The 12,103-nt window shown below is 47.4% G+C and carries 8 protein-coding genes; 6 read left to right on the forward strand and 2 right to left on the reverse strand.

Features of this window, described 5'->3' with window-relative positions:
- Position 1: 1 nt before the first annotated feature.
- Both ACRD7A_RS09915 and lysS read right to left on the reverse strand, forming a co-directional pair.
- On the reverse strand, positions 2-997 hold the full coding sequence (locus ACRD7A_RS09915; protein ID WP_430811695.1) for an NAD(P)H-dependent glycerol-3-phosphate dehydrogenase: 996 nt from the start codon (positions 995-997) through the stop codon (positions 2-4).
- A gap of 86 nt (positions 998-1,083) precedes the next feature.
- Positions 1,084-2,805 (reverse strand): lysine--tRNA ligase, encoded by a 1,722-nt coding sequence (lysS, locus tag ACRD7A_RS09920; protein WP_430811696.1) that lies wholly within the window; start codon positions 2,803-2,805, stop codon positions 1,084-1,086.
- Positions 2,806-3,000: 195 nt separating this feature from the next.
- Here lysS and ACRD7A_RS09925 point away from each other — a divergent pair, with 195 nt between their 5' ends.
- The 6 genes from ACRD7A_RS09925 to ACRD7A_RS09950 all read left to right on the forward strand — a co-directional run bounded on the left by ACRD7A_RS09925 (position 3,001) and on the right by ACRD7A_RS09950 (position 11,822).
- On the forward strand, positions 3,001-3,627 hold the full coding sequence (locus ACRD7A_RS09925; RefSeq protein WP_430811697.1) for an HAD family hydrolase: 627 nt from the start codon (positions 3,001-3,003) through the stop codon (positions 3,625-3,627).
- A 68-nt stretch (positions 3,628-3,695) separates the two neighbouring features.
- Positions 3,696-4,520, forward strand: a complete 825-nt coding sequence (locus ACRD7A_RS09930) for a hypothetical protein (protein ID WP_430811698.1) — start codon at positions 3,696-3,698, stop codon at positions 4,518-4,520.
- 4 nt (positions 4,521-4,524) lie between these two features.
- Complete coding sequence (locus tag ACRD7A_RS09935) at positions 4,525-6,543, forward strand: helix-hairpin-helix domain-containing protein (RefSeq protein WP_430811699.1); 2,019 nt, start codon at positions 4,525-4,527, stop codon at positions 6,541-6,543.
- Between the two features lie 51 nt (positions 6,544-6,594).
- Complete coding sequence (locus ACRD7A_RS09940; protein WP_430811700.1) at positions 6,595-7,041, forward strand: C-GCAxxG-C-C family protein; 447 nt, start codon at positions 6,595-6,597, stop codon at positions 7,039-7,041.
- Positions 7,041-8,255: an exonuclease SbcCD subunit D C-terminal domain-containing protein gene (locus tag ACRD7A_RS09945; RefSeq protein ID WP_430811701.1), complete on the forward strand. Its 1,215-nt coding sequence runs from the start codon at positions 7,041-7,043 to the stop codon at positions 8,253-8,255. Before ACRD7A_RS09940 ends, ACRD7A_RS09945 begins: the two co-directional genes overlap by 1 nt.
- Positions 8,256-8,258: 3 nt before the next feature.
- Entirely contained in the window at positions 8,259-11,822 is a 3,564-nt protein-coding gene (locus ACRD7A_RS09950; RefSeq protein ID WP_430811702.1) for an AAA family ATPase, read from the forward strand.
- Positions 11,823-12,103: the final 281 nt, after the last annotated feature.

Raw genomic sequence — 12,103 nt, forward strand, 5'->3', positions numbered from 1 at the left:
TTTATCGAAGATGTTCCGTCAGCAGGCGTATCTCCATGGAAGGCGATATCTTTTCATAGATAATATTATACACCGCCTCACAGATGGGCATGTTTACCTTGTATTTATCGTTTATCTGGTGGATGCTCTTCACCCCGTAATAACCTTCAGCAATCATCAGCATCTCCATCTGTGCATATTTAACCGAGTAGCCTTTGCCAATCATGGTGCCAAACATGCGGTTGCGGCTAAACTGCGAATAAGCGGTCACCAGTAGGTCGCCCAGGTAGGCCGAACTCTTTATGTCGCGTGTGATGGGGTGCACAGTATCCACAAAACGCTTCATCTCCTGTATGGCATTGGATATAAGTACTGCCTGAAAATTGTCGCCATAACCCAAGCCATGGCAAATACCCGATGCTACCGCCATAATGTTTTTCAGCACTGCGGCATATTCGGTGCCATAAATATCATCTGATATGGTGGTCATGATATAGGGGGTCTTCATCAGACCGGCAAAAGCACGCGCTCTTTTAATGTCTTGGCAGGCAATGGTGAGGTAGGAGAGGCGCTCCAAGGCTACCTCTTCGGCGTGGCAGGGACCACTGATCACCCCAATGGAGGTGGTGGGTACCTCATATTTCTGTGCGAAATATTGGCCGATAATCAGATTTTCATCGGGCACCAGACCTTTAATGGCCGATACTACAAACTTATCGTGCAGCGGCTCTGTCAACTCTTCCAGTGGTACCTTAATAAAGGCCGAAGGAATAGCGAAGATAAGAATATCAGACTGGCGTACAATTTCGTTGATGTCATCGGAGAAGTTGATCCGCTCGGGATTAAACTCAACACTGGTAAGGTAGTTGGGGTTATGCTTACAGCGCTTAAAGGTGTCGATATGATCCCGGTTGCGAAAGTGCCAGTTGATGGATGGAACATTGTTTAATAGCATTTTAGCAATAGCGGTTGCCCAGCTTCCGCTACCGATAATACCTACCTTCGATGACTCATCCATAAATTCTAAAGTTTTGATTAAAAAATAAAAATAAGACAAAAAAGGGAACATTGCCTTCTTTGTCTTATCCGTTTTACTATAATTTATTAAGCTAACCAGGCGGCTACATCATCCTGCGAAGGATTTTTCAAGCCTAGTTTATTCTTTTTGTTATATCCACAAAGATCCTGAAACAATTTTGAAGGTTTTGTTTCCTTGAGAGCATCCACTTTGCTAAAGCCGATCTTACGAATCACTTCTACCCATTCGGGGGCAATGCCCAGCTCGGTGAATTTCTCATCGCTGTCGGGCACAATGCGTTTCTCGGGTCGCATCTGCGGAAAGAATAGTACATCCTGAATGGAGTCCGAGTTGGTCATCAGCATGGTAAGGCGGTCAATGCCAATACCCATACCCGATGTGGGGGGCATACCATATTCGAGGGCACGCACAAAGTCATGATCGATAAACATAGCCTCGTCATCACCTTTTTCCGACAGGCGCATCTGCTCCTCAAAGCGCTCTTTCTGGTCGATGGGGTGGTTCAGCTCCGAGTAGGCATTACAAATTTCCTTGCCGTTCACCATCAGCTCAAAACGCTCGGTGAGTTCCGGATTATCGCGGTGGCGCTTGGCCAGTGGCGACATCTCAACCGGGTAGTCGGTGATGAATGTGGGTTGTATGTAGTTGCCTTCACACTTCTCGCCAAATATCTCGTCGATGAGTTTACCTTTACCCATGGAGTCGTCGATCTCAATCTCCAGCTCGCCACACACAGCACGCAGCTGCTCTTCGTTCATGCCCGACACATCAATGCCGGTGTGTTCCTTAATAGCATCGAGGATGGAGATCCGCTTGAAAGGACGCTTGAAATCAATGGTTTTATCACCCACCTGAAGGTCGGTTTTACCATGCAGGTCAAGGGCAATTTTCTCCACCATCTCTTCGGTGAAGTCCATCATCCACTTATAATCTTTATAGGCCACGTATATTTCCATCACCGTAAACTCGGGATTATGGGTACGATCCATTCCTTCGTTACGGAAATCTTTGGCAAACTCATACACACCATCGAAACCCCCAACGATTAATCGTTTCAGGTAAAGCTCGTTGGCAATGCGCAGGTACAATGGAATATCCAAGGCGTTGTGGTGCGTAATAAATGGACGTGCTGCAGCACCACCTGGTATGGACTGAAGGATGGGTGTTTCCACCTCCAGGTAACCCCGCTCGTTGAAGAACTGACGCATGCTGTTCATCAGCTTGGTGCGTTTGATGAATACGTCTTTCACACCCTCGTTAACAATCAGATCAACATAGCGCTGACGGTAGCGTAACTCGGGGTCGCTAAACGCATCGTACACCTTACCATCTTTCTCTTTAACGATGGGCAATGGCTTAAGCGATTTACTTAATATGGTCATTTCCTGCACATGAAGCGTGGTTTCGCCCATCTGCGTTTGGAAGATAAATCCTTTAACGCCAATGATATCACCAATGTCCAAAAGCTTTTTGAACACGGTATTGTAAAGTGTTTTATCCTCGCCCGGACACATATCGTCGCGGTTCAGATAAATCTGTATGCGTCCTTCCGCATCTTTTAATTCGGCAAAGGAAGCCTTGCCCATGATGCGGCGGCTCATGATACGACCGGCTATCACCACCTCTTTCAGGTTATCTTTCGCCGGATCAAATTCCTGTTTTATCTCAGTTGACAGATGAGTGGTTTTAAATTCTGCTGCCGGATATGCGTTAATACCCAACTTGTTTAGCTCCTCTAAACTTTTTCGTCTGATAATCTCCTGTTCGCTCAGTTCCAAGGTACTCATTCTATTAATCTATTTTTAGAACATTACTAAAATGACAGATTCATCTGCCAACCGTTATATTTTCGCTTATAAAAAGAGAAAAAAGTTTTGCAAAGATAATGGTTTTCATGGAATTTGGCATTTTGCTTATTATATCTTCGTCAGATGTGCGGTAAATTAACGATAAGGGCTACATTTGTTAAAAACAATTCCGATATGTGCACCATTGATTTTTCCAATATTGACGCTTATTTATTTGATTTAGGCGGTGTTATTGTTGATATAAGTCCGCAGGCTGCCATTGATGCCTTTGCTGCCTTGGGGCTTAGCGATTTGGAGTCGCAGATAACACACGGTCATCATCAGGGGCTTTTTAAGCGTTATGAGTTGGGTGAGATCAGCACCGAAGGTTTTATTGATGCGGTGCAGCGTCTGTTGCCGCAAGCAGCGGATCCGCAGCAGATTGTCGCTGCCTGGCAGGCCATGTTGGTAAACCTGCCCAGTGAACGCGTAGCATTGCTGGAACGCCTGGCAAAAAAGCGCCCCGTTTATTTGCTGAGCAACACCAACGAATTGCACCGCAAGGCCTATGTGAGCATGGCCAAAGGTTATGATAATGTTGAAAAGGTCTTTACCAAAGCCTACTATTCCTATGAGATAAAACGGAGTAAGCCCGATGTGGCTGCTTTTAATTATGTGTTGGATGATGTTGTTATACCGCCGCATCGTATTCTTTTTCTGGATGATGCGCCCCTAAACCTGGAGGCTGCTGCCAGCCTTGGTTTTCAAACGTGTAAGGTGGATGCACAGCAAACTATCATTGATATTTTCAACGAAATATAAGCGTGGCAGGGTAAGATGCTTGACTTTGCGGCCTGGGCTTAATAATTTTATTGATCAATCAATAAAAGATGGTCAAAAAGGTCTCAATAGTCAGTTGTTTGCTCACTTGTGTGTTTGTCCTGTCGGCGCAGGTTTCTGACTATGATGGTCCGGTGAACACTGCCCTGGGGCACACAAGGGTATTCGATGAATCGGTATGGGCAGGTTTGAACAATGTGAGTAACCTTGCACATCACAGCCATCTTTCATTGGGCGCAGGCTACCAGTTGCGTTTTAACATGACGGAGCTTAGTACCCGTGCTGCAGTGCTTACCTGGCCTACGCAATATGGAGTGTTCTCAGGCCTTGTTCTGCAAAGTGGTTATTCAAAGAGTAATATCACAAGGGCAGGTGTTTCTTACAGTCGCCTTTTTGGAGACTTTCTCGCCGCTGGTCTTCAGTTTAATTACCTCACTCATCAGGTGCAGGGAGCCCGCAGTGGCAATGCCGTATACACAAGCGCCGGCCTTCTTTTTAGTATTACCCCCAATTTAGATGGCGGCATATTTGTGCATAACCCCGAGCAAGGTAAACTTAACTATGGCGATGAACGCTATGCCTTACCCACCTTTTTTAATGCAGCTTGTCGCTTCCAGCCCTCATCACGTATAATGCTGGTTTTGGAGGTGGAGAAGGATTTGGATAATGATGTGGCCTATAAGCTAGGCTTACAATTGGGTTTCCTCGATCGTTTATTTGTCAGGGGCGGCATCAATGCACAGCCGGTGGAAATGACCTTTGGTGGCGGCTATGAGCTGGGCGGGCTGAGCATCGATGTAGGTTTTGCCCATCATCAGCAACTGGGACTTACCTCGGGTGCCGGAATAAGTTATCGTTTCAACAAAAAACGATGATGCGATGCGGCGTTTTATATTAATAACAATAGTAGTATTAATGGCTTTTACGGGTCGGGCACAGCAAGTGGACGATCTGCAGAAGATGATGGCCGATATGGTAGAGGCCATGGCCGGGCAGCAACCCTTAAACGCCGATTATGAGGAGCTGGTGAATGATTTGATTCGTTTGAGCCAGCATCCGCTCAATCTAAATAAGGCTCAAAAAGAAGACCTGGAGCAGCTTTTCTTCCTCAGCGATTATCAGATCGAAAACCTCTTATATTATCGCTATGTCAATGGGCCGCTCTACTCCGTTTATGAGTTGCAGGCGGTGGAGCAGATGGACAGCATGACGATCGCCTATATGCTGCCTTTTGTGGAGGTAAAACCTTTGGAATATAAACGTAAAATGCGCGTTTATGGCAATGTGATGGGACGTTGGCAAAGCACGGTGCAGAAACCCCAAGGGTATCGGCCAAAGAATGATAGTGTGGCACCGGCTTACGTGGGCGATAAGGCAAAATGGATGTTGCGTGGGCGTGTTTATTTTGGCGACCGTGCCGAGGCCGGCTTTACCCTGGAGAAGGATCAGGGAGAAAAAGCCTTCCCTCACTATTTTCCGGCTGCCGATTTCAGTTCCGCCTTTGTGCAGTTCAGCAAACCATTGCCATTTATCGATATCTGGATAGTGGGAGACTATCGTTTGTCATTCGGTCAGGGGCTAGGCGTATGGACCGATATGGCCTTCTCTAAATCCACCGAAACCAATCAGCTGCGTCGGCGTGCTCGGGGGGTGAGGCCTTACACCTCGGTCAATGAGAGTTCTTTTCTGCGGGGCACCGCCGTAACTTTTCGTTATGGGCGCTGGTCCGTGTCGCCCTTTGTGTCCTACAAGAAGCGCGATGCCGCCCTGCCACCCGACAGCCTGGATGCTGAGATTGGTGCCTTGCGCGAAACAGGGTATCATCGTACCGCAGGTGAAGTAGAAGGACGATATACCATCAATGAAACGGTTTATGGCACACAGCTGTCCTGGCAAAATCAGCTGCTTCATCTGGATGCCGGTTATGTCAACTGGCAGGTAGATCAGCCCATAGCTCCCAAGGATCATCTGCGCGATAAATACCGGTTTAGCGGTGATAAGCAGACAACGGCCTGGCTATCGCATTCTCTTTTTCTGAACCGGCTGATGGTGTTTGGCGAGGTAGCCGTGCAGAGTCAGGGCGAATACGGTGTATTTCAAGGCCTCACCTACAATGCCGGCAGCGATGTGCTTGCCTCCCTGGCTTATCGACGTTACAGCAAAGGTTATACGGCCATCTTGTCCAACCCTTTTTCAGAGTCATCGACCCGTGGTGGTGAATCAGGTGTGTTTGCCGCCATAAGCTTTAAGCCCGCCGCCGGTCTGACGCTTAAGGCCTACGCCGATATTTTTCGCTATGCCTGGTTACGCTACAATGTGTATCGTCCTTCCGAAGGTTTTGAATGGTTTTCGCAGGCTGATTACCGCATCAATGCACAGCATACCATGTACCTCAGGTATAAATCAACCCAGAAAGCCATTAACAGCAGTCATAGTAAAACGGTATATGAGGTGGTGGATTATCAGAAGGAGAATGTGCGTTTGTTTTATGCTTTTCAGCCCAATGAACAGTGGCGATTTCAAACGCAGCTGGAGCAAAGTTTCTATCGTCGCCAGGAGCGCAGTGAGGGCTGGATGGCTTTTCAGGACATCCGGTATAAGCATGATGATTTTCTGTCGGCATCCTTACGCTATGTTTTCTTTGCCATTGATGATTATGAGAGTCGCATCTACAGTTACGAGCCCGATGTGCTTTATGCTTTTACCATACCGGCCTATATGAACAGGGGAACGCGGCTTATTTTTAATATGAATGTGTCGCTTTTGAAAAATCTGCGTATTTGGGGACGCCTGGCGCATACGAGTTATGCTAATCGTGATGATATCGGGTCGGGGTATCAGCGTATCGATGGTAATCAGTTAACTGAGTGGAAGGTGCAATTACAGTATCGATTCTAACAAATCATTACGAATCATTTATTATTTTTACGAATCTCAAAAACCTCTGCAATGGAAACGAAAATAGCAAAAGCCATTGAAGCCTTTTACAATGGGCGTAACTGTGCACAGTCGGTGTTATGTGCTTATCTTGACACTCTTCACTTTGACGAGCCGCAGGCCATGGCCATGGCACTGGGTTTTGGTGGGGGCATGGGTAAGATGCAGACTACCTGTGGAGCGGTTACAGGGGCCTACATGGTAATGGGTTTGCGCAATACACAGGTGATAGATGATGAGTTAGTGCGGAAAAAGGAGACACCCCGCATGATGCAGCTTTTTCGCGATCGCTTTCGCGGATACCATCAAACAGACCAGTGCGTGCACCTTATTGGCTGCGACTTGCGTACAGTGGCCGGCCGGCAATACTTCAAAGATCATCACTTGAAGGACAAGGTCTGCTCAAAGTGTATTACTTCAGCTATTTCCATCCTTGAGGATCTTTTTAAAATTGAATAATGAGAATATTACATACTTCTGACTGGCACATCGGACAGAAACTACATGGCTACGAGCGGGAAGATGAGCATCGTTTGTTTTTCCAATGGCTTAAGCAGTTGATTAATGAGCAGTATATTGATGTTTTGTTGGTGGCCGGCGATATTTTTGATGTGGGCTTTCCGTCTAACAATGCACTGAAATTGTACTATAATTTTCTTACTTCGCTGATTGACTCGCATTGTAAGCAGGTGATTATTACCGGTGGTAATCACGACTATATCAGTACCCTGGAGGCGCCTTCGGAAATACTGGCAGCTTTGAATGTTAGGGTGGTTGGCGGTGCCCGTGAGGAGCTCGCCGATGAGCTGGTGATTATAGACGGACAGGATGACACGCGTTGTGTGGTGGCTGCTGTGCCTTTTTTACGGGATAAAGACCTGCGTCAGACCGTAGCGGGTGAGTCATATGCCGACCGTGTTAATGCCATGAACCAGGGAATTGTAAAGCATTATGAGGCAGTCGCTGAGGAGGCTCGTGCATTTGACTGCCCGGTGATTGGCATGGGCCATCTGTATGTGCAGGGTGCCGGACTGTCGGATAGTGAGCGCGATGTGCACATCGGTAACCTGGCCGGCTTGAGTGTTCAGTCTTTCCCTGCTTCCTTCGATTACATGGCGCTGGGGCATATTCATCGTCCACAGAAACTTAATGAAGAGGGTACCATACGTTACTCGGGCTCGCCACTGCCGCTCAGTTTCTCCGAGCGAAGGGATAATAAGCAGGTGATACTGCTGGATGTAGAACGCAGTGGCGTAGAGGTCATTAGAGTGATTGGGGTGCCCACCTGGCGACGATTGGTTTCTTTTAAAGGCAGCTATGCCGATGTGGCCGAAAAGGTGCAACAGTATCAGGGAGACAACGAGCTGGATGACTGGGGCGAGGTGCAGATAGAAGAGGCGGTGATGGATACAAGTTTGCGCAGTTCTTTTGATGAGCTGGTGGAAGCAAGTAATACGGCCGATAACCGTCTGCAAATAATTAAACCTACCCTGCGTTTTACCGGAGCAATTCAGGATGATGAGCCAAGAAGCACCGACTCTCTCAATGACCTGCAGGTGGAAGATGTTTTTCAACGCTTGATGGACAGCCGACAGGTGGTGAACCAAAGTCAAGTACAACAAACATTTTCCGAACTTATGGACAGCCTTTATCATCAGGGCGAAAACGATTAATGCATGCAATTACTGAAGTTATATATCAAGAATCTGAACTCGCTGAAAGGTGAGCATACTATTGACTTTTGCAATGGCGCACTGGGTCACACCGGATTGTTTGCCATCACGGGACCGACGGGTGCCGGTAAGTCTACTCTGCTGGATGCCATTACCCTGGCTTTATATAACCAGACGCCGCGGAGTGGTGCTGTATCAAAAAATGACATTGCCCAGTTGGGTAGTATCATCACGCGCAATACCAACGAATCGTGGGCTCAGCTCGATTATCAGATTGCTGATGCCACCTATCGCTCGCAGTGGGGCATATCCCGAAACCGTAACGGTAACCTGCGCGATTATTCGCTGGTGTTGTCAAAGCAAGACAGTGATGGTAGCTTTGTGCCACTCGATATTGGTCGGGCTGCGGTGCCACAAGAAAATACCCGCCTTATCGGACTTAGTTTTGATCAGTTTTTACGCTCCATATTATTATCGCAGGGCGATTTTGCCCGTTTCTTAAAGTCCAATGCCAACGAGCGAGGTGAATTGCTGGAGAAGATTACCGGCACCGGTATTTATCGTCGAATAGGGCGTAAGTGTTTTGAGCGCTGGCGCGATGAACAGGAAAAACTTAAACACCTGAAGATTCAACTGGAGGGCATTGAGATTATGTCGGATGAGGAATTGGCAACCCTTAGGGATGAGGTAGCACAGATGAATACACAGTCGACTCAGCTGGAGAGTGCCATCACTCAAGGGCGGCAACAGTATCAGTTATTGAAGGAATATGCCGCATTGCAGGAAAGTCTGAAGGAAATGGAGGTAAAGCAGCAGGAGCTAACCCGGCAAAAAGCAGCTTTTGCCAGTGATGAGCAGCGCTTGAGTAGGCACGCCAAGGTATTGCCTTTAAAGGTTGATTTGGAGGCACTGCAATATCAGAAAAAAAGGCTCGATGAAATTGAGAAAGAGTGCAATGAAACCACGGAGGCACTGAAGTCCGTAAAAACCGAAACGAAACTTACCCAACAGGAACTGAAAGAACTTGGGGCACAGCAAAAACAGCATGCCAATAAACGGGATGCTATGGCACCAAAGATCAAACAATGTCGTCAGCTTGATGAAAATATTCGGGCGCAGCAAGGGGCCATCAGCCGGCAAAAAGAGACCTGTGACGAAGAGGGAAAGGTTATTGAGAAACTGCATAATGCGGTGAAGAAGCTTGCCTTGGGAATCAGTGAGCAGGAGCAGGCGCTGAGTGCAGTACAGACTTTTATCAACAAAAATAAACATTATGAACCGGCTGGTGAGCAGCTGCCCTTGATGCGGCAGCAAAGAGAAACTGTTCTTAGCAGTGATAAGGCTTTTGAGGATAAGCTGCAGGCCCTTGAGCCTTCGCCAACGCGGCAATGCCTGATGGACTACCCTTCTTCTCGTGAGCGTGCCCGTCTGTTGGATGAGGCCATAGGGCAGAGTGAGCAGTTTATCCGGGAAAAATCTCACCTACTTAACAACGATCAGCGGAATGGCGAACAGCGACAGGAGGAGCTAAAGCAATTGCAAAAACAGTTAAGGGCTGTTGAGAAGCTGATAGAGACCCTGATCGAGCAAAAGTCCCTGGAAAAGGAAGTAAATACGCTGGAACAAAATATGACCGACAGTATCGCTGCCCGGAGTGTTTGTGTAGCTGAGAGAAAAACGCTAAGTCAAGCGCTGGAGATGAACCAGAAATATCTGGACGAGTTGAATAGCCGCCGTCAGCGTGAATTACTGGAGGCAAAATACGAAGATGCACGTCGCCTGTTGAAACCCAATGAGGCCTGTCCTCTGTGTGGTTCTGATCAGCATCCTTATGTGGAGCACTATGAGAACAAGGTTGATGAAACGAGTCTACTTCTGGAAGAGCGAAATGAAGAGGGTAAGCAATTGAAAGAGAAGGAAAGACAGTTGATAGAAAAGTCAACGGCATTCAGTGCATCCATCGAAAGTAGTGAGCGGGAAGCAAAACGACTGGCGGAAAGGAAAGTACTTTTGAGTGCTACTCTCGAGCGGGTTCTTCCTGAGAGTCAATTAATGGCCGAACAGCTCAATGATGAGCTTTTACCTGAAAAACGGGAGGATTTGCTGAGTCAGATTAAGAAGGCTGAGGAGCAGATAAAATGGCACGAACGCTTGAGTGTTGCGCGGGCGCGTAATAAAGAATTTGTAGCGCTTCGCGAACAGCTGCTCACGCTTTTGACTGCCAAAGAGCTGTTGGAGCAGCTGCTAAAGCCTTATGGAGCAGGTAGTGATGAGAACTCGCTATCGGCAGATATCAAAAGTATAGAGCGATCGTATCAGCAACTTAAGAAACAGCAGGAAGAGCAGCAAGGTATAGAAAAAGCTTTGGTGGCCATGCAAGCCGATTGGAAGGCACAGAGTGAGCAGTTGAAAACGCGCCTTACAGGTTTTGCCCGATGTGATGCGGCATTAAAAGAAATGAATGGGCAGCTGGAGAATCTGGTTACTCAGCGAAAGGAATTGCTGGGTACACAATCGTGCGATGAGCTTGAACAGGAGCTGAAAAATGCGGCAGATAAGTTGCAAAACGAGGTGCAGAATAAGCAGCAGGTGCTGAGTGGTTTGGAGACACTGATAGCAAGTCATGCAGAGCGTCTGGCGACGAATGAGAAGCTGTTGGAGAAGCAGGCGCAAAATTATAAAGTTGCCGGAGAGCAGCTTAATATACAACTGCAGGAGCGTGGTTTAGGGGGAGTGGAGCAGGCTCGTGAGGTTTTGCTCGATGATGAGGAGGTAAGTAAACTGGAGCAAAAAAAACAGGCATTACAGAATGCCGAAACCACGCTTAATCATAGCCGGCAGGAGCTCAATAGAGCGGCAGAAAAGCAGCGCCCTGAAGTGCTTAAAATTGCCAAATCCAGTGAGTCTTTGGCCAATGAAATAAAAGAGAAGGAGCAAAGCCAGAAAGTCTGCCTGGGGAAAAAAGGTAGCCTGGAAGAGCGCCTGAAGGCCGATGCGCTGAACAAAGCAAAACAGGCCGAGAAGGTTCGTTGTATTGCCGAGCAGGAGAAGGAACTGGGTCGTTGGGATGCCCTTAGTCAGCTAATCGGTGATGCCACCGGTAATAAGTTTTCGCGTTTTGCTCAGGAGCTAACCCTTCAGCAGGTTTTGCACTTGGCCAATGGACATTTGAAAAGGCTGAGTGACCGCTATCGTGTTAAGCATGTGAGGGCTGATCGCCTGGATGAGCTTTTTGTAATCGATCGCTACCATGGCGATGCACAGCGATCGGTGAAAACACTATCGGGCGGCGAGAGTTTCCTGGTCAGCCTGTCGCTGGCCTTGGGCTTGTCCGACCTGGCTGGGCAAAATACCGTAATCGGTAGTTTGTTTATCGACGAGGGCTTTGGTACCCTGGATCAGAATACATTGGATGTGGCACTGTCTGCTTTGGAGCGCCTTCAGAGCGAATCAAACCGTACCATTGGTATCATCAGCCATGTGCCGGCTCTGAAAGAACGTGTAACTACGCAGATAGAGCTTAGTAAAGATGCTTCAGGATATAGTACCTTAACCATAAGGAGTTAGATTCTAGAAAGTTCATTGTGAACATAATTTAGTGATTGAGAGTCAGTGGTTTTAGGGCTTTTTTTGAATAATATGTGCGCATTGGCAGCTGTTATTCGTCATAAGTTATGGCTTTTTTATCATATTTTTTTGGCCAATAAGTCCGAACGATCTACTTTCGCGTCCTGTTAGAAGGTCAATATTTTGGGGAAGATCATTGACCTCGGACGATATACTCATTGGGATTAACGGATAATGGATGCCATCTGTGTAAACAGCAGCATCGGACAACTACTTATAAG

It is taken from the genome of Carboxylicivirga longa (genome assembly GCF_050589825.1).
In the GTDB taxonomy this organism is placed as follows: domain Bacteria; phylum Bacteroidota; class Bacteroidia; order Bacteroidales; family Marinilabiliaceae; genus Carboxylicivirga; species Carboxylicivirga longa.